Here is a 22,186-nt window from a genome sequence, read left to right on the forward strand (position 1 = left end):
GGTTTTGCCGGTCCTTTCCAAATAGCAAGTAGCATTACTCCGCTTTTCCCGAAGGTCTGATTTTTAAAAAGTCTAAATAATTTTAAGGGAAATGTTTCGGTGATAAATAATCACACGTAAATCGATACAAACAGATTGATTTACATAGAATTATATTCGTTTTGGATCTGATTTGAAACCTGTTTTTTAATTGAAGTAAATTAAGGAAAGGGAGAATTTTGAGACCACTTTGACAATTTCGTAGCTACAATTTTTCAATACGAAGGATATAATCGATTTCGCCTTCAAGTTTTAATCCCTTTTTCAGACTTCTGTCTTTCGGATTGTAGATCCAGATGTAATTGCCTTCGGAATCAGAATTGAGCGAAATGTACACAAGGCCTTTATCTACAAGCACACAAGTGCGTGACGTGCCCTTATCAAGCGGAAGTCCCAGTTTTTTGACCGTCTTTTTTTCAAGATCCAGTACGTAAAATTCAATATGCGGAATTTTGTAATGATCGTTGACACCCGTAAAAAGTTCTCTGCGCTCGCTCCTGATGATGGCCTGGTTATTGCCAATATCCCATAATCCGTACCCATGATTCCCGATCGGCGATTCAGAAATGTTAAAAAAATAAGTGCTATCCAGTATGTTCTCACCCTTTTTGATGCGGTAAACCGCCGTGGGTTTATCAGGGTGATTCCCCAGCGCAATTCCGGGGCAGGCCAGGAAATAGAAATCTCCTATCGCGTTTGTGAATGTATTAGCTTGTGCCGTATTGGCTCCGCCTGGATACGTAGATCGGGCGTCTTTTAATGTCTTTACCGGTTTGAGACCGGGATAGCTAAGGACACCAACGTAGGCGGTATCACTTGTAGAATAATCCTGCGCTGCGTTAATGGTGTGATACGTGTAACCAACGAGTAGTTGATTATCTTTTGATTCGGAAAAACCAACAGACATCGCATTATAACTGCCAAAGGGTAACGGGATCGACAGGTCGCCGACGGTTGCTTTCATGGTTTTAACAGCAACCCGGGCATACTTTACTTTCGACAACTGTTGGTTATAGGAAATGAGCAGGAGTGTGTCGGGATGTATCCATTTATAATTATCCAGATAGGCAAATACCGGCAAGGATACCGAATCAACCGGTACATAACGATTGTTTTCGACGGTGTATTTTAAGAAATAATGGCTCTTCTTTTCGTGACGATAATAGTAGCCGTCTTTGACGATCAGATCAAACCATATTCTTTTAGGGTAAGTTTGAGTTCCTTCCCGGATTGGATTGATGGCGCCTCCGGAGAGATCATTTACCTGGGTTATATACTCCCTGGTATCTTTTGCCATTGTATAAATACTGTATTTCTTCCGTTCAGCGTCCGTTTTTTCGGAACAGGCGGATATGCAAACCAGAATAAAAAAAGTAAAGATTTTTAACGTTGTCAGATTGCCTTGGACACGCATTGGTTTTCGGGAATATTTCAAATATTAAACTGATCCATTATCTGCCTTTTTACAACTGGCGGCAGTCCCATCAGCAGTTTTTCTTCCATGACAATGACCTCATTATTTTTCTTGTTTCTATAATTCAGCGCAATGTAGGTTTCACCTTTTTTAAAGGTCATTTTACCGGTGTTACTGGCTGAACTTGTGCATACATTTTTAAAAGAAAGGAAGATATCTTTTTTAGGGCTGATCAGGATTGTTCCACAAAAATCGATAAGGCCGGAATTGGCATCGATACGAGCGTTGCTTTCCGATCCCAGAGAAATTGTATAATCCCTCGCCTGAATTTCCTTATTGTCAGAAAGAGAAGAATTAACCGAGGTAATGACTGCCTCCTGTGTATTCTGTTTGAAAACCAGCAGTGAGGCGGTTAAAACGACGAGGACACTGGCTGCCGCTGCGAAAGTTGTCCATTTCGCTTTTGAAAGATAAATGCCACCGATGCTGAATCTTTTTTGAGAAGAGGGGAGTACGCCTGAAATCTCTTCCCACATTTGCACTTTTGCAACTTCTTTGTCCAGGGTTTTCGGGAGAGGAGCAATATCATCAGCTTCATCGTCCAGCAACCAGTTTTCCACCAGCGTCATCTCGTCAGGTGTACATAACCCGTTATGGTATTTTTCGATAAGCTCTTTACTAACCCTCATGAAAGCTTTCTTTTTAGAATGCAGAAGTTCTTTTTAGTAAAAGTAGCATATCTAAACGTTTTCCGAAGCTGGTAAGAAAGAAAATCAGAATGAATATTCTGTCAGGTTTGATTTCAGTGAAGATACTGCCTTGGAAATGTGATATTCCACTGCTCTTTCGGAGATTAGCAGGTCAGAGGCGATCTCCTTGTTTGATAACCCGTCTTCGCGGCTCATTTTAAATACTCTGCGGCACTGATTGGGCAATTTTTCAATCAAAGATGATATTCTGTCGGAAAGGGTGCTCAGCATCACGTCGTTTTCCGTATAGTTAAACGAGGTAACCTGGCTCGACACAATGTTTTCCAGATGCTGTTCTCTTATTTTTTTGTTTCTGATGTATTCAAAAACCTTAAATTTGGCAGAACGGACCAGATATCTCTCGACAGACTGGTTAATTTCCAGTTCATCTTTTCTTTCCCAAAGTGACTTGAAAATTTCCTGAACCATCCCTTTGGCAGGTTCTGTCTCGCCGAGATTGGAATAACAAACAGAAAAAACCTTTTCCCAATACAAATTGTAGATTTCCTTGAAGGAATCCTCGTCAATTTTAAATGAGATTTTATCGGTTTGATTGTTATTCATATGCAATGGCAGTTGGCCTAAGCCGAACCGGATGCAAATATATATTCTTATTTATATCTAGTCCAAATAATTGATTAATAATTTAGAAATAGATTAAATTTTTATTGAAAATCGGATTGGTGTTATCCCCCCCAGGCGGCTCCTACGGAGCCAGGAAATTCAGGTATGTCCCGTTATTTCTATAAACAGGGAGCTCCGATGGAGCTTTTCTAATCATAAATCTTGGAATTCTAGCGTTGATACGCCCGATCCGGGCGCCCTGTTTCTAGCACTTATGGTTTTATGGCTAATGTTCCTGACTCCGAAGGAGTCTCCTGATAACTCCGGGGGGCTCCTTCGGAGCCAGGGAATTCGGTGTGTGTCCCGTTTTTCTATAACCAGGGAGCTCCGATGGAGCTTTTCTAATCATAAACTTGGAATTCTGGCGTTGATACGCCCGCTCCGGGCGTCCTGTTTCTAGCACTATGGTTTTATGGCTAATGTTCCTGACTCCGTAGGCGTCTCCTGATAACTCCGGGGCGGCTCCTACGGAGCCAGGAAATTCGGTGTGTGTTTCGTTTTTTCTATAAACAGGGAGCTCCGATGGAGCTTTTCTAATGTATAAATCCTGGATTGCCGCTTTGATTTGTTGTACAAGGTTATTTCCCCGAAAGAATAAAAACACGCACTTTTTCGTCACGCAATAATAAACCACACCACACTAAAATTCCAAATACAAGTGCGAAGTAGAGTGGCTGGCCAGCGCGCACCATAATTGCGATTGCGCCACCCAGATAACCCGTTAATAAAACGGCACCGAGTACGGCCGTTCTTGGAATGATATATAAAACGGTACAAACAAGCAGGACGACTCCTATGCTTTGTACCTGCTCGGCCGGCCAGCCCAGTGCCACAGACCCCTGCATCGAATGTATTTCTTTGATGATTTTCATAATCGCGTCAAACAACAAAAACAAAACGCATAATGCGCTGATAATTCTTCCTGTCAAAACGACCTTGTTTGATGGTGTACTTGTAGCCTGGTTTGTGATAATAGTTTCCATAATTAATTCATTTAAAGGTTTATGTGATATATTTTGCTTTGTATGATACAAACCTACGGCTATTATTTGCTACGGAAGATGTGTGAATACGGCTACATGAGGGGGTGAATGCGACATTGTTTTATGGCAATCTTTCTAAACGGCTTTAAACAGAAAAACTTCTCGTGGATGCGAGAAGTTTTTCTGTTTAAAGCCGGTATTTATTTTTTCCTTATTTCGATTGGCTGAGGTGCCGGAAAATGGAAATCATATCATCTTCCGCCATCGTTTTTTCCGCTTCTAAGAAGGAGTGATAGGCTGTATCGGCCAGTGGCGTGGTAAGGCCCTGGTCACGGGCCAGCCCAAGATCTTTTACGATGTGTTTAAGGTAAAATGCCGGTTCGAAATTATCATTCAGGATGGCGTCGCCCTTAAATTTTGTAAAAACATTGGCAAGCGCACTGTTGTTGATCACCGTGAGCAGATCCTCCGTCCTGATTTGATTCTGATTCGCGAAAATGACTGCTTCCGAAAGTCCCTGGGCGTAAAAACCGATGAGGGAATTCACAGCCAGTTTTGTGGCGTTGCCTGCACCCGTTTCTCCAACGTACAACGTAAGTTTGCCAAGATGATCCAATACCTCTTTGACCTGCTCATAAACAGGCTTTTCGCCACCAACCATAACCACAAGCTGTGCCCCCTCTGCCTGTTTCACACTTCCCGAAACCGGCGCGTCCAGATAATGATTGCCTTGCTGGTTGCAAAGCAAAGCCATTTCCTTGCTTATGGCCGAAGAAACGGTACTCATATTGATGATAATCTTACCAGTCACTCCCGCACGCAACAAACCTTCCGCACCGGAAAAAATATCATAAATGGCCTTGTCGTCGGAAACCATGATGATGATGACATCTGATTGCTGAATAAGGTTCGACGGAGATGATACGCGCTCTGCTCCTTTTGCTTTTAAAGCGTCTTCCTTTTCTTTGCTGCGGTTAAAAACGGCTACCGGATAACCAGCATTTATCAGGTGCTGCGACATAGGATTCCCCATTTTACCAAGTCCGATCCAGCCTATTTTTATTGAACTCATTATGATTTGTTTTGAAGTTTTTATTGACAATCTAAATCGGGCAAGCTGCCTTCTTTTATTGACTAACAAATGATAAAATCGACAATGTTGCCGTTTGGTATGGTTCAGCCTAAATATACTGGCTATTTTTGCTTCTGTGGATTGGTAACCGAAACTTCGGACTGAAAAAGGATTACTTCTACACTTCTCAATTTCAACACAAAACCCCTTGTTTAGTCATGAGTTTGATTAAAGATATCTATTCCCCTGCGTTTTATGACCGTTTCAGTGAAGTGCTTTTGCAGGTCATTCCCGCATTTGATAAGCATAGGTTTACGCAGATGATTTTTGATGAAAATTTCAAAAACATGGAATGGAAGGAGCGAATGAAACATACGACACGGATTTTGCACGAATTTTTGCCTGGTGAATTTCCAAAAGCCGCTGTGGTCATTGAAAAAATCATTACAACACTGAGGAAGGAAAACTTCGGTGAGGACGGTCTGGCATTCATATTTTTTGCGGATTATGTAGAAACCTATGGTCTGGATGATCTGGAAAGTGCTGTGAAAGCGTTCGTGTTTATTACACAGTTTGTCAGCTGTGAATTTGCCGTACGGCCTTTTATTCTGAAATATAACGGTTTGATGATCAGTCATATGGTGGAGTGGTCTTTGCACGAAAGTCCGAAGGTGAGAAGACTGGCAAGTGAAGGCAGCCGGCCGCGACTACCCTGGGCGATGGCACTTCCTGATCTGAAAAAAAATCCGGAAGCGATTTTACCAATTCTGGAAAATCTTAAAAATGATCCTTCGGAGTCCGTCAGAAGGAGTGTAGCGAATAGCCTGAATGATATCGCAAAGGATAATCCGCAGGTTGTGCTTGCTATTGCCGCGAGGTGGAAAGGGTTCAGCAGGGAAACCGACGGGATTATCAAACATGGAAGCCGCACTTTGCTGAAACAGGGTCATTCCGAAATTCTTAAACATTACGGCCTTGAAAGTGAAAACATAAAGGTGACGGATTTCGAAATTGTAACGCCGGAAGTGAAAATAGGGGATAATGTCTCGTTTTCATTTTCCGTATTCAATAAAAGCAGCGAAAAACAGACAGTCCGGCTGGAATATGCGGTGTATTATTTTAAATCCAACGGACAACTCTCCAAAAAGGTTTTCAAGATCAGCGAGCGGATTTTTCAGCCTTTGGAAAAGATCGTGATGCTAAGAAAACAATCTTTTAAGCTTATTACAACACGGAAATTCTATGCCGGTCAGCACCGATTATCCGTCATTGTTAATGGTGAAGAAAAAGTCAGCGGTGTTTTTGACCTGGTCGATTAAAACGGGAAAATTCCGGAAGTTAAGCATGGCAGGTAGCCGATTTCACATCGTTAGCAGTCTTTTCGGTTTATTTGATATGATAATGAGTAGGTTAGTCTTCTTGTGAATTTTTACTATTTAATTAATAACAGAAAAGTGATCATCTGTTAACTGATGCTTAACATGGTGGCCGGTTTACTGTAATATATTTGACCTGAATTATATGTTTTAAAATTCAGGCTAAATCCGGCCCGGTATTTCTTTTATATCGGTCTTGTTCTGTAAAGTATCTTAATTAAAATGAATTCAAGAAGAGATTTCTTAAAAAAAGCAGCGCTTCTGTCGGGTACCGGCGCCATGGCGAATATGCTGCCTGCCGTGATCGAAAAGGCCCTGGCGATAAATCCGGAGCTTGGTAGTACCTTTTACGACGCTGAGCATATTGTGTTTTTAATGCAGGAAAACCGGTCGTTTGACCACCAGCTGGGTACCTTGCAGGGTGTGCGTGGTTACAATGATCCGCGGGCGATCACTCTGCCGAATAAGAATAAAGTATGGCTGCAAACCAATAAGGAGGGCGAAACATACGGCCCGTTCCAATTGAATGTAAAAGATACAAAAGTGGCCTGGATGGGTTCAATTCCTCATGGCTGGACCGACCAGACGGATGCCATGAACGGCGGAAAATATGACAAGTGGCTCGATGTGAAAAAGGCCCGGAATAAGGATTATGCCAAAATTCCTTTGACGATGGGTTACTGCGACCGGAAGGATTTTCCGTTCTATTATTCCCTGGCTGATGCGTTTACCGTTTGTGATCACAATTTTTGTTCGAGCATAACGGGTACGCACCCAAACCGTCATTACTGGATGACAGGCACGGTTCGTGAAAGGAATGAGGTGGATGCCGTGGCGCATTTATGGAACAACAGCAACTATGAATATCCTGAACTTGGCTGGAAAACCTATCCGGAACGTCTTCAGGAGAATGGTGTTTCGTGGAAAGTTTACCAGAATGAGCTGACCATGGGTTATGGTTTGAAAGGGGAGGAGAGTGCATGGCTTAGCAATTTTGGGACCAACGTACTGGAATATTACAAGCAGTATAATGTGCGTTTGCACGAGGGTGGTATTGCCAATTTGCAAACGAAAAAGGAAAATCTGGTTCAGCAGATTGCTGAGCTGGAAAAACAGCCTGCGGACGAAAAAGTGACGCAGCGACTTGCCGCGGCTAAAAAACTGCTTGCGTTGATCCAAACTGCTCAGGCCCGGTTTACGACAGAAACGTATAACAACCTTTCGGAACAGGCGAAAGAACTGCATAATAAAGCGTTCATAACCAACATTAACGACCAGTATTATCATGAACTGGAATCCTTGACATACGACGACGATGGCAAGGAGCGGGAGCTTAAAGTGCCGAAGGGAGACGTATTCCATCAGTTTCGCGAGGATGTGAAAAACGGAACTTTACCAACCGTTTCGTGGCTGATGCCACCCGCACATTTTTCGGATCACCCGGGACAACCCTGGTTTGGCCCCTGGTATGTGAGTGAGGCTATGGAGATTTTGCTCCAAAATCCGGAAGTATGGAAGAAAACGATTTTTATCGTTACCTACGATGAAAATGACGGTTATTTCGACCATATGGCGCCTTATGTTGTTCCCAATCCGTATAAGGAAAACACCGGAAAGGTGTCCAAAGGCATTGACCCAAAGATGGATTTTGCGACGCGTGTTCAACAAACCAATCCGTCGATGGTGGAAAGTAATATCCGGGAAGGTTCGATTGGGTTGGGTTACCGGGTGCCGATGATTATTGCTTCGCCGTGGTCACGCGGTGGGTTTGTAAACTCCGAGGTTTTTGACCATACTTCGTCTTTACAGTTTCTGGAAAACTTTTTGGAAAAGAAGTTCAACAAAAAAATCAAGGAAGAAAATATCACAGCATGGCGACGTGCCATTTGCGGCGACCTGACGTCGGTTTTTCGTCCCTATAACGGTGAGACGATCACCAAACCTGAGTTTTTGGACAGAAAGCCATTTATTGAAGGGATTCATCAGGCACGGTTCAAGGACGCGCCCAATAACTACAAGCAGTTGACGGCCTCTGAAATTGAGCAGATCAATACCAATCATGCCGATTCTCCGTATTTCCCGAAACAGGAAAAAGGTGTACGTCCTGCCTGTCCGCTGCCTTATGAAATGTATGCACACAGCGTTTTTAACAAAGCGAAAAATAGTGTAGAACTGTCATTCAGTGCCGGTAACAAGGTTTTTGGGAATAAGGCCACGGGATCGCCGTTCCGCGTTTATGCCATGAGTCCGTTCCAAAACGATCCGCTGAGATCATGGGATTATAGCGTGGCCGCGGGTGATATGCTGAAAGACGAGTGGAGCCTCAAAGATTTTGAGAATGGGCAGTATCATTTGCGAGTCTACGGTCCGAATGGTTTTTACAGGGAGTTTGCCGGAAATGCGCAAAATCCTTTGCTTAAAATAACGGCCAGCTACGAAGCTGCCAGACTGAACGCGGCGCGGTTAACCGGAAATGTTGTGGTGACCATAACGAATAACGATACCAAACCGCACACATTAACCCTGGTTGATAACAGCTATAAATCCGGAAACCAGCAAAAAACGATCGCTGCCAAAGGACAGGCGACGGTGGTTTTAAACCTTTCGAAAAATCATAACTGGTATGATTTCAGTGTAAAACTGAAAGGGAATGACCTCTTTGAGGAGCGTTTTGCAGGCCACGTGGAAACAGGTGTTGCCACAAAAACGGACCCGTTGATGGGTGGGATTGTTTAAGAATATTTTAAAAAGTAAAAATAGGTAGTAATCGAAAAAAACGGCCGATGTTTCTTTTGGCCGGTTTTTTAGTGTTTCAAATCAGCGATTATAACTTTGGCGCCGCCGGCTTAACGGGTTTATCCCAGTTGTTGGCACCGTGCGTGTTTAGCTTTCTTTTGTAAACCTTTTCATTTGCCGTGACATATAAAACATCAAAATCTTTACCACCGAATGCGACATTCGACGCTGCACCATTCGGTGTCGGGAGTATGGCGTTAACACGCCCTGTCTGATCGAGAATCTGGATTCCTGCGCGTGTGGCGACATACATTCTTCCGTCGCGGTCGCAGGTGATGCCGTCGGCCCAGGCATTTTCTTCGGTGTCACGGACATGGAGCCAGCCAAATTTTTGTTTACTTCCCAGCGTGCCATCGGCCAGAATCTGATAAGCCCAGACCCAGTGTGAGGCAGACTCGGTCACGTAGAGTAAGGATTGGTCGGGCGAGAGCGCCAATCCATTTGCGAATAAAATTCCCTTGTCAACTTCCGTTTTTTCTCCATTCGGACGGATCAGAAACAGGGTGGAAGGTTTGTCCTTTCCGTCGGGCGCTGTCAGATAAATATTCCCGTTATAGGCAACCGTCAAATCATTCCCGACAATATCTTTCACAACTTCCTGTTTTTTTCCATCTGGCGAAAACTTCATGACCGACAAGGTTTTCTTCGCATACTCATAGCGGTTTCCCTCTTTATCAAACTCAGTTCCGGTTGCATTCTGTGAATCTTCATTCACCATTGTCACTTTACCTTCCACGGATTTATATGTTTTTGCATTTGGAATATCCTGAAAGAAAACCTCTCCCGATTGATTCGCTGCTGGTCCCTCGGTAAATTTGTAACCTTCTCCCACCAGCTCCCAGGTTTGTCCGGGAATCAAAATATCTGCCAGTAACTGATTTTTTGTCGAGCCCGATTTGACAGGGGTTGGCCAGTCTTTCCATAAAAAACGCATGGCCTCAGGAAACACGGCGGTACCCTGTTTGCCGTTATGCCCGCCATCGCCCCATTGATGGCTTACCTCATATCCTGAAAAAGTCAGCGCACGCAACATGGTCTGATTGGCCATCCACCAGTCGCCCGCGTAGATGTTCAGGTCATTGCTTCCATCCTGCAAGTAAATCCGCAAAGGTTTTGGTTCATACTTTCTTACCAACGTCGGGTAACGATCCGCTCCGCGCAAACCCACATAGGTTCCAATCGCGCTGAAAACCCTGGAAAAGGCATCTGGTCGTTCCCAGGCGGCCGTAAAGGCGCAAACAGCGCCGCTGCTGGATCCGCCGATCGCGCGATCATTTCCATTTTTGGATAACCGGATAACACGTCCGTCACTCGTTTTCTGCTTTTCAACTTCCGGGAGAATTTCGTCGAGAATAAACCTTGCATAGGCATCCCCGAGACCGTCGTACTCGAAACTTCTGTTGAACCGGTCGAGGGCTTCACTTCCTTCCTGCGCTTTTACTTTTCCGTGCATCACGAAAACCCCGATTGTTACCGGCATTTCCTTCCTGTGGATCAGGTTATCAAAAACGGTGGGAGCTTTCCATTGAATCCCGTCCTGATTGACGTATACGCAGGCTGGTTGGCCTGACTTATATTGAGCCGGAATATACACCCAGTACTCGCGCCAGGTACCGGGAAATATCTTCGAATTGTCAAAAGTAAATTTTAAAACTTCTCCTTTGGGCACACCTGCCTGTTCCTCAGAGGCAGGATCTGTCGGGTAATTTTCGGCAGGAGCCTGAGCAAATAGCAGTCGCGCAGAAAGTAATAATGTCAGGAGGAGAAGCTGCTTCATGTGTCTGATCGTTAGATATTTTATACTATAAATAACAATTCTCCGATATCTACTGTGCTCGGGTTTTTATCCTTTTTATGACGACCTGAATTATAGATATGACTGGTCTTGATGTAGAAAATTATTGGCCGGAAATTTTTTCTGAAAATTTTACGAAAGAAGGGTGACTTTCTGAAAAAGAGCCCGTCAAAGTCATCTAGTAGAAAATAATAGAAAAAATTCTATTAAAAAATAGAGTCATTTCTATTATCAAGGTACCGGTGATGAAATTTAGTATGTGCATTCTATGACAAGTTTTTATGTGGTAATAAAAAGGCACTTGTTGTCATTGATAATGTTATCCGCTGTTGTCTTTTCTTTCCTGCCTGCCACTGCACAGATAAGCGTGGAGCTGCTCCGTATTCTGCCCGATAGCTGTAAGCCCGTGCCGAAAAACAAAACACAACTGACTATCGGTGAGGAGATAAAAGTTCTGGAATTTGGCAGGAATAATGTGCCGCCGAATTTTAAAAACGAGCTCGATACAATAGCATTAAATCTGGCGAGGCAGATTCCGGGACAGCAAGGCGGTGATCAGGAGGCTGAAATACTCAGTCATTTAACTACGTATTACGCTGCCTCCGGGAATTATGCGATGAGTATGAAATATTGTAACGACCTGCTTGACAAAGTACGCGGGAAGGGGATGGTTAAATGGCAAAATTTAGAAGTGTCGTATGAGCGTTTCAAAGGATATTTATATTCGAATTTGGGTAACTACGAGGAGGCTGTGCGTTTTCTTTATGCCGCTTTGGAACGGTACCGGCAGAATGGTAAAACAACGGAACTTGGCCATTTGTATGCTGCTTTAAGCAGTCCTTATGAATCGCTTGGGCTGTTCAGCTATGCCATCGCTTATCAGGATAGTGCGCTGCATTATTACAGGGATATCCACAAGAAGGAGAAATACAAGGGCATTTATAAAGATGTATTGGTAAGTCGTTTTCGCATCTATCTGAAATTGTATGAAGGCGGTAATGCCACGTATCGTGAAAAGATAAAGGCGTTAGTCCGGGATGCGGCTTTGAAGAATATTCAGAATCCTGTATTCCAAACATTCAGTGCCATTGACGCTTATTTTGCGAACGATTTTGATCTCTGTGTTTATTTGTGTGATTCGCTGATGGTTTCAAAGCCGTACAGTGCAATGCTGGCGAAAGACATAAGTGTCATTTATCTAAGAAAATACAAAGCATTGAGTCTGATGGCTCTTGGCAGGGGAGAGGAGGCGGCAGTCATTTTTGAAAAGCTGATTTCGGATTCAAGGGATGAGAAAGGAGTAATATTACGTAAGAATGTCCCGCTTGTGAACGAAATTACAGACATTTTATACAAATATTACAAAGAGGAAAATCGTTTGGAGGAAGCCCTGGTTCATCTTGAAATCAATAAAATGACTAAGGATTCGATGGATGTTTTTAAAAACCGCGGTCATGTTTTTGAGGTAGAACAAAAATACAATTTTGTCAAAAAGGAAGCTCAGGTTAAGGATCTGCAAAGTAAAAATACGCTGAGGGGAAAGCAGCGCGACCGGGCGATAGCTATCACGATCATTGCGTCGCTTAGTTTTGTGGTTGTTGTCATGATTTTTTATAACCGTAACAGGAAGCTGAAAATCAAAGAAATGAAGGCGGAGCAGCTATCACAAAATAAAATTGAAAAGCTCAATTTTGCCAGTCAGATCCAGATTGCTGAACTCGAAGAAAGAAACCGGCTCGTGACCAAAATCGAGCAGAAACGGATCAGCATGGAGCTTCACGACGATTTGGCCGGGACGCTTGCCTCTGCCAAAATTCTGCTGGAACATGAAGCCAAGGCGTCTGAAAATGAGAATCAGGGGAGGCGGCTACGGGAAATAACAAAAATTTTGGAACAGGCTTATCTCAGTGTAAGGGCGAAAAGCCATGAGTGGTTCAGGTTGTCTGAGAAGGAAGAAAAATCTTCATTTTCAGAGATCATTGAAAATGTCATGGCCAAGGCTCTGCCACAGGATTTATTTGCCCAGGAATTGCTGATAGATGACGAATCTCTGGTTGATTTATCACATCAGATTAAAATTGAATTGCTGAGAATTATTCAGGAGGCGATTACCAACATCCTGAAACATAGCAAGGCACAACGGATTAACATTATTCTTTACAAGGATGTTAAATCCGTGGTGATGCACATCCGGGATGATGGTAAAGGTTTTGATGCACAAAGTCAAAAGGAAGGCATAGGCTTGCGGTCGATTAAGCAAAGAGTATCCGGGCTCAACGGGCAAATGAATATTCAGTCCGACGCACAGGGAACGGAACTAGTGATCGAGCTGCCGGTTTAATTATTTGGTTTTCAGGTGTGCTTCCACCTTTTCTTCAATACCATCAGCGCCCGGCGAGTAACCAACCTGCCTGTCGATCAGCTGATGGTTTTCGTCAAAAAGGAGCCATACGGGAATAGATTCCAAATGGTATTTTTTATCGAGCTTGGCGAGTGCGTTTCCGTCCTCGATTAAATATTGTTTCCAGGGCATTTGCTCTTTTATCAGTGCAGTTTGCCACTGTTTTTCATTTTTGTCAGTCGATATACTGACGATGTTCAGGTCATTTTTGTGTTTGCCATAAAGCGACTTGATCTGTGGAATTTCCATGCGGCAGGGACCACACCAGCTTGCCCAGAAAACGACGAGATTATACTTTGCCGTTTCGTGAAGAACCGCTGCGGAGGATGCACCATCCGGTTGCTTTAAAGAAATATCATTAGGGAAAGGTGCGCCGGTTTTGTTTTCATAATCCGCATAAGCCAGAAGATTTTTGTATAGTTGCGACTTGGTGACTTCTTCGTCAAAAAGCGACAACAGATGTTTTAATTCCTCGTCTTTCAGGTTGGCTTTACTATAATTAACGATATTCAATACGTCAAGTGAATATGCATATTGTCTGACGAGTGCGGTATTGAAGTCTCTGTTTTTTTGTGTTTGTTTTGAGGTGACTTTTAAATTCAGATGCTTAAATGCTGCCTCGCTCTGTTTGTTGATATTAAGAAATCGGAGTTCGGTAATGGTTGTGGAATCATTTATTTTAAAAATATCATAATTCTCAAATTTTGAAATGCCCTTATCCACATAGAAAAAAGACTCATGCGTATTCTTCTGGTAGGGGTTATTATAACCAATAAGACGGTATGGGGCGTTGGGATTGCCGGACTTATACAAAATACTGGCCTGAAAGGGCACGAAGTTTTTGTCGGTTTTTACAGTAAACTGAGATTTGCCGTTTTTTACGACGGAAGAATCCCGAAAATCGCGCGTTCCAGTATCTCCAAGATAAAGCATCTTGCCTTCCAGATGGGTATTGGGGGCCTTTAAGTCAATTGTAATAACTGCATTTTCATCTTCCCTGGGTGTAGCACATGAACACAAAATGTAAAAGGTGCTTATCAGGGCAGCTTTGGCGCATAGTTTCCGTACTGACTGAAAATAAAGGATCGTTGTTTTCATGGCTGATAAAGTTTAGATAAGAAGAAGAAAACGTATACTTTTCGCGTATTGATCTGTTTGAAAGTAAATATATAATTAAATTTTATATACTACTAAGTGTACTTTAAATTTCATCAAACTTTTAATGGTCTTATTTTATCATAAAACAATACAAAGTTGAGCTAAACTGTCTGTTGAGTTCACTTCTTCTGTCCCCTGAAACTTTTGTTATCTCATCATTTGCAGAAGAAATGAATTATTAATTAACTTTGTTTTGAACTAATTGGAGAATAAATATAATATTGTCCTTTGTGTCTTCGCAGGTACTTTCAGGTTCGGAAATACCCGCAGTGTTATTGATCTTAAAAACATGACACTATTTTGATATAATATTTATATAAATGACCGGATTGACAGACGAAAGAGATTTGATGGATCGTTGCGCTGGCGGCGACCGGGAGGCGTATGCAAATTTGTATACGGCTTATCTTTCAGCACTCATGAAGTATATGTTTCTTTTTACAAAATCCAGAGAGTTGAGTGAGGAAATTGTACAGGATGTTTTTGTGAAGATTTGGGAGAAAAAAGAAGGGCTTTTAACGGTTCACTCATTTCAGGCCTATATTTTTAAAACTGCCAAAAATCAGCTGCTTGATCATATGCGCAAGGAGCAGTCTCAGTCAAGATTTTTTACCTTATCCGGTCCGTTTGAAGAGGCTTGCGAGGAGCAGGCAGACGATAACCTCATTTACGGACAATATTATCAGCTTGCACAGGACGCCATTAACCTGCTTCCTGAAAAAAGGAGAGAGGTTTTTGAATTGAAAACCAGGGAAGAATTATCGCTCGATGAAATTGCCGAACGCCTGGCTATTTCAAAATCTGTGGTAAAAAAACAATTGTACGCAGCCACCGGTTTCGTAAAAGATTATCTTCGTAAGCATGGAGAAATTACAGCAGATGTGGTAATTTTTATGTATTTCCTGCTTCCTATTTAATAAGTTCAAAAAAAAGTGAAAATAATTTTAATAGTGAGGGGTTCTTTTCGGATGCCAATCCGTCTTCTCATTATATGGAAGAAAAATACTACATCACATTTCTTGAAAGGTATATCCAAAACCAGCATACGCCTGAGGAGCATGAGCTGTTTTTGAAATGGTTTAATTCCATTTCAGCACAGGAAGCGCAACAGGTCATGGATCATTATGCCCGGATTTCAGAGAGCAAATCGGTTGTGAACGAGTTTGATAATCATGCAGGTCTGGCCGCAGGAATTGAGGAGCGTATTGACGCACTTGAATCGCCGGAGATTGAATCCCGCGTGATCAGTTTCTGGGGATACCTGCGACGATTTTCTGCTGCTGCTGTCATTGTGCTGATCGGTATTGGAAGTTATTATGTCTTTTTCAACAAGAACGTTGGAACCGAAAGCAGGTTGGCAGAAGTTGCACTTAATGACGCTGCACCCGGTGGAAACAGGGCATTGCTGACACTTTCGGATGGCTCAACTATCAATCTGAACGAGGCCATTGACGGACAGATCGCCAGCCAGTCGGGTATCGAAATCAATAAGGTTACCGACGGACAATTGGTTTATTCCAAACAAAATGATGGCCATTCGGGTAGCAGCAAAACTGAGATTTTTAACCAGATCACAACACCCAAAGCGGGTCAATATCAGATCAACCTTTCGGACGGTACCAAAGTGTGGCTCAATTCGCTATCGTCCATCCGGTTTCCGGCTGTGTTCAATGGCATCGAAAGAAAGGTGGAAATTACCGGAGAGGTTTATTTTGAAGTGGCATCTTACCGGTTAAATAATCGGAAAGTACCGTTCCGGGTTGTTTGCAATAACCAGGTGATCGAGGTGGTTGGCACTCATTTTAACGTGAATTCCTACCGCGACGAATCTGCTGTGAAAACTACGCTCCTGGAAGGAAGTGTAAAAGTTTATGCGATTCAGGGAGCGGCCGGGAAAGTGGGAGCGGCGGTTAATCTGAAACCGGGTGAGCAATCCATTCTCAAACGTTCGAAATCCAGTGTGGCAGACATAGCCGTAGAAAAAGTGGATACTGAAAGTGCGGTAGCCTGGCAAAAAGGATTCTTTAAATTTAAAGACACTGATATTCAGGAAGTCATGCGTCAGCTATCGCGCTGGTATGACCTGGATGTAGTGTACCATGGCCCTCTTCCACAGGACCAGTTTACGGGTTACGTATCCAAGAAAGTGGCGATCTCCAATGTGCTTAACATCCTGGAAGAGGGTGGCGGGGTGAAATTTTCTGTGAAGGATAACAAAGTGGAGGTCACGGCGGCAGAATAACCCTAAGATTTGCAAGATCATATAAAACCATCATTTAACCCAGACATCATGACGGACGACAGCTGACCTGAAATTTGCTGGATAACCAAAAAAAACACTTCGGATTGGAGTCCGAAGTGGATCATCTACACTGAACTCTTTGGCTGGAATCAGTATAGCAGATGTTCAGGTTATTACACAGCCGCGATTATTGAGAACCTCAAACCATGTACAACATCTAAACACTGTAAAAGTATGAAATATGCTTTACTTTATCAACGCGGGTATGCCCGTCTGATTCCCGACCGTCTTCGTGCCAAGGACAGATCGCTGCCAGCGGATCTAAAACTCAAAATAGTTAGAATTATGAAGCTGACGGCCTTTCTCTTTTTTGTGGCTTTTATGCAGGTCAGCGCGGGCGTATATTCACAAACCGTTAGACTGAACGAAAATAACAGCGGGCTTGAAAAGGTATTCAATGAAATAAGGAAACAAACCGGGTATAACTTTCTATACAATAATAAGTTACTGAAAAATACCCGCCCGGTGAATATCAGGGTGACGGGAGAGGAACTGAAAGCGGTTCTTGACAAGGTTTTTGAAAACCAGCCGCTTAGTTATTCCATCATCGATAAAACGATTGTTGTAAAAAAACGCAAGTCTACCGCTGAAAACTTTACGTTTCCTGCCAATGCTCAGGAAAGTATGTCGGCGCCTGAAATGACCAAAGCGGATATTGGCGGGGCTGATTTGCTTGCCAAGCGCGTCTCGGCCTATCAACTGGCTGCAATCGATATTAAGGGAAAAGTTACGGACGAAAAGGGAGAGCCTTTGCCGGGCGTTAGTATTGTGATCAAAGGAATGTCGCAGGGAACTACCACCGGCACCGATGGAAAGTTTTCACTGGCTGTGCCGGGAACAAGTTCCGTTCTCATTTTTTCCTTTGTAGGTTACGTGCCAAAAGAGGTAAACGTAGGTACAAAAAGTGTTATAGATGTGACGATGCTGGTTGATACAAAGGCACTGGATGAAGTAGTAGTGGTGGGTTATGGCGAAATGAAACGTGCCGACCTCACAACCGCGCAAACCTCTGTATCGGCGAAGGAAATCGGCAGAACAGTCAACACGACTATTGAACAGGCCATTCAGGGACGGGCTGCCGGCGTTTATATAACGCAAAACTCGGGACAGCCGGGCGGCGGGATTTCGGTAAATATCCGTGGTGTGAACTCAATCAGCGGAAGCAATGAGCCTTTGTATGTGGTTGACGGTGTGCAAATTCCGGGTCAGTCCGTTTCGTTCGGCTCACAAAGTTCCTCCAATCCGCTGGCGGGTTTAAATCCGGCTGATATCGAATCCATTGAAGTTCTTCAGGGCCCTTCTGCTACTGCAATTTATGGTTCACGGGCTACCAACGGGGTATTGATCGTGACGACAAAACGGGGTAAATCTGGCGATACAAAAATATCGTACGGCTATCAGTACAGCCTTCAGACCGCACCTGAGGCTTTGAAAGTGATGAATTTGCAGCAATACGCTCAGATGGTTGGCGAATACCATCAGCTTGCCGGCGGCGATACGCCAACAGAATTTTTGGATCCTTCATTATTGGGTTCAGGAACGGACTGGCAAAAGGAGCTTTTTAAAAGTGCTCCGATGAATAAACATCAGCTAAGTTTGAGTGGAGGAAATGACAAGACAACCTATTACTTATCCGGGGAATATTTGAAACAGGATGGTGTAGCACAGGGATCCGGATTTAACCGGTATGGTTTCAGGCTGAATCTTGATAACAAACCCAGAAAATGGGCTTCTATCGGGGCTAATCTGAGTTTCAACCAAACCAACGATAATCTGACAACCAGCCAGGAAAACGTTATTGCCAGCGCTTTGCAGCTCACGCCGCAGGTGCCGGTGAAAAATATCGACGGCTCGTGGGGCGGTGGAGATGAAAACAACGGAGCCAACCAGTTTGCTCCCGTTAACCCGATCGCGATTGCCAATCTGACAACCAACAAACTGGTGAGACGACAATTTCTGGGAGGATTGAATTTGGGAATTGAAATCATTAAAGGGCTGAATTTCAGATCGTCATTCAATACCAATCTCGGTTTTTCAAATTCTACGTACTACATCCCAACCTATTCGATTGGATGGGCAAAAAACGTGACGGCTTCTCTGACAAACGGAACAGGAACGAATACGTACTGGAACTGGAACCAGCTGCTTGAATACAACAAGACTTTTGGCAAACACAACATCAGTGCAATGGTGAGCCATGAGGCGCAGGTTTCATCCTACAAAAATGTGGGTGCAACCAGAACTGGTTTCCTGACCAACGATATCCATGACCTTGCAGCCGGTGATGCTTTAACGGCCAGCAACACGGGAGGCTCGGGCGACTGGGCGATGGAATCTTACCTTGGAAGGGTAAACTACAACTACGCCGATCGTTATATTATCATGGGAACGGTCAGACGAGATGGGTCTGCAAATTTTGGTAAAGACAATAAATGGGGCGTTTTCCCTTCGGTATCAGCAGCCTGGCGCGTTTCGCAGGAGGCGTTTTTCAATGTTCCTTTTATCAATGAATTGAAGTTGAGATTCGAAACCGGTGTGACCGGAAACCAGGGCGGTGGCGGTATTTATTCGCCAATGGGAACAGGGGCTACGCCAACATCAACAGGTTTTCTCCCGACTAAATACAGCAATCCGGGTTTGAAATGGGAAGAAACCAAAACCAAAAACTTCGGTATCAACATCGGTCTTCTGGAAAACCGTATCCAGTTTGAACTGGATTATTATATCAAAAACACCGATAACCTGTTGATGGAAAAACCTTTACCGTGGTACATGGGCACCAACGGAACGGGCGCAGTAGGTTCCCCGACTGTCAATATCGGTGCTTTGCAAAACAAGGGTTTTGGTTTTACCATTAATACCACCAATATCAATCGCGGCGGTTTTAAGTGGGAGACAAGTTTCAATTTGTCGAGCTTCAAAACCAAAATCAAGTCGTTCTATTCTGAAAGTGCTTTTGTCGATCGAACCTCCTGGTGGATGCAGGACTGGACGCAGCGTTCCGAAGTGGGCAAGGCTCCATGGTTATTCCGCGGGTATATGGAAGAGGGTTTGTTCCAGAATGTTGCAGAAATTGATGGCAGCCCGGTGCCGGTTGACAACAATGGAAAAAGGCTTCCAACGGATGTGAACAATATCTGGGTAGGCGACGTGAAGTTCAAAGATGTCAACGGTGACGGCAAAATCGATGAAAAAGATCTTACAGTAATCGGGAATCCCTGGCCGAAACTTTTTGCCGGGTTAACCAACACATTCTCTTACAAAGGTTTTGATCTTAGCCTGTTGTTTACCAGCACTTATGGCAACGACATTTACAATTATCTTGGGAAGCTGAACACCAATGCAAGCAATATCAATTTGAGCCGGAATCTGCTGGTACATGCGATGGACTATGCAAAGCCAACGACCAATGCAAGCGGAGAAGTTGTGTTATCCAATCCGGGTACGGATGTCGCCAGAATTTCAAACGGACCCAATGGAAACTTTACCAGACATACCAATAAATGGGTGGAAGACGGTTCATTTATTCGTCTGAAAAATGTTTCGCTAACCTACAATGTCCCGGCCTCTTTTATGTCAAAACAAAAGATAATCCGCGGAGCCAGGGTTTCAGTAGGCGCTCAAAACGTTTTGACTTTCACCAAATACACCGGTTTTGATCCCGAAGTGGGGGCTTATGTATCAAGAGATTCGGGTCCTTCCAACCAGGCTATTGGTCTCGACTACGGCCGTTATCCATTGACTCCGGTTTACACTTTTAGTTTAGGTTTAGACTTCTAAAATTGAATCAAATGAAAGATTTTAAACATATCATATATTGGATTGCGGTGCTGATCCCGGTCTTTATCCTTTCTGCCTGCTCGGAAGATTTTCTGGAAAGACCACCGAAAGATGCTATCGTAGATGCAAGTTTTTACAAGAGCGATGATCAGGTTTTAGCCTCTACCGCACTGCTTTACAGTAAGGTGTGGTTTGATTATAACGATAAGGCATCGTACAATTTGGGTGATTTCAGAGCGGGAACTGCATTCTCTGCCTACAACGATCGCGGAAATGTACTGTTTAATACAACCGGAAATACGCCCGAAAATGGTGCTTCCTGGCGGTCGTTTTTTATTGTGGTGGGGCAATCGAACCTGGCGATCAGCAATATTAATCAATATGCTGGTTCGGCAGTTTCGCCAACGATAAAAAAGCTGGCTATTGCGGAGGCACGTTTCATGCGGGCTGTGGCCTATCGTTCGCTGGTGATGAACTGGGGAGCTGTGCCCATTATTGAAGACAATATCAAGATTCTTTCAGATACGTCTGTTTCAAGAAACACGCCTGAAAGTGTCTGGAAGTTCATAACAAGTGAAATGCGTGCCGTTGCCAACGACCTTCCCGAAACACCGATACGCACGGGAAGAATTACGAAATGGTCTGCTGAAGGTATGCTGGCGAGATTTTACCTGACACGCTCAGGTGTTGAAGCCAAAGGATCCGGAAAGAGAAATCAGATGTTTTTGGACAGTGCGAAATATTACGCAGAAAGGGTGATTATCAAAAGCGGCGGCTCTCTCTTGAAAAATTACTCGGACCTGTTTTTATTCCCTTATGATAATAATGCAGAATCGTTGTTTTCGCTGCAATGGGTTTATTCTCCCGGTGTGTGGGGAACCCAAAATTCAACACCGGCTTACCTGGCTTATAGCTCGGATATTGCCAACGGCGATGGCTGGGGTGGTGATAAAAGTGCGACCTGGTGGATGATGAGTAAATATGACGGGATCAAAGTTACTGCCACGGGTATGCAGGGCAGAACACTGGATCAGCGGCTAAAAGCTACCTTTATGCTTCCGGGCGCGTCGTATCCGGAGATCACGCAGAGTATAACCGGTGGTGAGCAAAAGCTGATATTTCCCTTTACCGGCACCGACAATAACTTTTTGTCTATCAAAAAATACATAACAGGCAAGGCGAAAGATGTAGGCGGACAATCAGCGCAGCAGAACTACGGAAACGATACCTACATGATGCGTTTGTCTGAAATGTATCTGGTTTATGCTGAGGCTGTTTTGGGTAACAATACATCCACGACGGATCCTGTTGCACTGCAATATTTCAATAAGGTACACATGCGTGCAGGTCTGCCAATTTTTGAAGGACCGCTTACTTTTGATGTTATTTTTAAAGAACGTCTGTGTGAATTTGCCATGGAGGGGATGGCTTGGTACGATCTGGTCAGTCTGCATTATTATGACGCTGCAAAAGCTTATTCCATTTTGAATGAGCAGGATCGTGGGATGTTTTTTACTGCTCCCGATCAGTTTCCGAACCCGACTTCCTGGACGTTTACAAAAACCAGCTGGGCTACAACGGAAAGAACAATTGTTGCCAATAGTGGAAATTTTCTTCTGCCAATTCCGTCGGCAGAGTTAAGTCAGGCACCCAACCTTCAGAAGCCACCGGTTGATTATTACAGCAAGTAGATCCTT

At 43.7% G+C, this 22,186-nt stretch carries 14 protein-coding genes; 7 read left to right on the forward strand and 7 right to left on the reverse strand.

The genetic code is table 11. The features are described from left to right. Positions 1 to 244 precede the first annotated feature (244 nt). The 5 genes from M1L62_RS24195 to M1L62_RS24215 all read right to left on the reverse strand — a co-directional run bounded on the left by M1L62_RS24195 (position 245) and on the right by M1L62_RS24215 (position 4,881). The gene (locus tag M1L62_RS24195) at positions 245 to 1,336 is read right to left on the reverse strand and encodes a DUF4374 domain-containing protein (protein WP_254562223.1); all 1,092 of its coding nucleotides are present in this window, start codon (positions 1,334 to 1,336) and stop codon (positions 245 to 247) included. A gap of 134 nt (positions 1,337 to 1,470) precedes the next feature. Next, positions 1,471 to 2,142, reverse strand: coding sequence for a hypothetical protein (locus tag M1L62_RS24200; RefSeq protein ID WP_254562224.1), 672 nt, complete (start codon positions 2,140 to 2,142; stop codon positions 1,471 to 1,473). An 84-nt stretch (positions 2,143 to 2,226) separates the two neighbouring features. Beyond that, positions 2,227 to 2,766: an RNA polymerase sigma-70 factor gene (locus M1L62_RS24205; RefSeq protein ID WP_254562225.1), complete on the reverse strand. Its 540-nt coding sequence runs from the start codon at positions 2,764 to 2,766 to the stop codon at positions 2,227 to 2,229. Between the two features lie 638 nt (positions 2,767 to 3,404). Then, entirely contained in the window at positions 3,405 to 3,809 is a 405-nt protein-coding gene (locus tag M1L62_RS24210; protein ID WP_254562226.1) for a DoxX family protein, read from the reverse strand. Between the two features lie 211 nt (positions 3,810 to 4,020). Further along, positions 4,021 to 4,881, reverse strand: a complete 861-nt coding sequence (locus M1L62_RS24215; RefSeq protein ID WP_254562227.1) for an NAD(P)-dependent oxidoreductase — start codon at positions 4,879 to 4,881, stop codon at positions 4,021 to 4,023. A 218-nt stretch (positions 4,882 to 5,099) separates the two neighbouring features. Here M1L62_RS24215 and M1L62_RS24220 point away from each other — a divergent pair, with 218 nt between their 5' ends. Together M1L62_RS24220 and M1L62_RS24225 are read left to right on the forward strand one after the other, a co-directional pair. Next, positions 5,100 to 6,200: a DNA alkylation repair protein gene (locus M1L62_RS24220; RefSeq protein ID WP_254562228.1), complete on the forward strand. Its 1,101-nt coding sequence runs from the start codon at positions 5,100 to 5,102 to the stop codon at positions 6,198 to 6,200. A gap of 279 nt (positions 6,201 to 6,479) precedes the next feature. Further along, entirely contained in the window at positions 6,480 to 8,993 is a 2,514-nt protein-coding gene (locus tag M1L62_RS24225) for a phosphocholine-specific phospholipase C (RefSeq protein WP_254562229.1), read from the forward strand. Positions 8,994 to 9,081: 88 nt separating this feature from the next. On the opposite strand, the gene M1L62_RS24230 is transcribed toward M1L62_RS24225, so the two are convergent. Further along, positions 9,082 to 10,830: an SMP-30/gluconolactonase/LRE family protein gene (locus M1L62_RS24230; protein WP_254562230.1), complete on the reverse strand. Its 1,749-nt coding sequence runs from the start codon at positions 10,828 to 10,830 to the stop codon at positions 9,082 to 9,084. Positions 10,831 to 11,164: 334 nt separating this feature from the next. On the opposite strand from M1L62_RS24230, the gene M1L62_RS24235 reads away from it, so the two are divergent. After that, the gene (locus M1L62_RS24235) at positions 11,165 to 13,189 is read left to right on the forward strand and encodes an ATP-binding protein (protein WP_254562231.1); all 2,025 of its coding nucleotides are present in this window, start codon (positions 11,165 to 11,167) and stop codon (positions 13,187 to 13,189) included. On the opposite strand, the gene M1L62_RS24240 is transcribed toward M1L62_RS24235, so the two are convergent. Next, positions 13,190 to 14,347: a TlpA family protein disulfide reductase gene (locus M1L62_RS24240; RefSeq protein WP_254562232.1), complete on the reverse strand. Its 1,158-nt coding sequence runs from the start codon at positions 14,345 to 14,347 to the stop codon at positions 13,190 to 13,192. It lies immediately after the preceding gene. 380 nt (positions 14,348 to 14,727) lie between these two features. Between M1L62_RS24240 and M1L62_RS24245 the strand changes: the two genes are divergently transcribed. From M1L62_RS24245 to M1L62_RS24260, 4 genes are all read left to right on the forward strand, one after another. Next, positions 14,728 to 15,324: an RNA polymerase sigma factor gene (locus M1L62_RS24245; RefSeq protein ID WP_254562233.1), complete on the forward strand. Its 597-nt coding sequence runs from the start codon at positions 14,728 to 14,730 to the stop codon at positions 15,322 to 15,324. Positions 15,325 to 15,398: 74 nt separating this feature from the next. After that, positions 15,399 to 16,649: a FecR family protein gene (locus M1L62_RS24250; protein ID WP_254562234.1), complete on the forward strand. Its 1,251-nt coding sequence runs from the start codon at positions 15,399 to 15,401 to the stop codon at positions 16,647 to 16,649. A 234-nt stretch (positions 16,650 to 16,883) separates the two neighbouring features. Then, the gene (locus M1L62_RS24255) at positions 16,884 to 20,489 is read left to right on the forward strand and encodes a TonB-dependent receptor (protein ID WP_254562235.1); all 3,606 of its coding nucleotides are present in this window, start codon (positions 16,884 to 16,886) and stop codon (positions 20,487 to 20,489) included. 11 nt (positions 20,490 to 20,500) lie between these two features. Next, entirely contained in the window at positions 20,501 to 22,180 is a 1,680-nt protein-coding gene (locus M1L62_RS24260; protein ID WP_254562236.1) for a RagB/SusD family nutrient uptake outer membrane protein, read from the forward strand. The last annotated feature ends 6 nt before the right edge of the window (positions 22,181 to 22,186 follow it).

It is taken from the genome of Dyadobacter diqingensis (assembly GCF_024220585.1).
GTDB lineage: Bacteria > Bacteroidota > Bacteroidia > Cytophagales > Spirosomataceae > Dyadobacter > Dyadobacter diqingensis.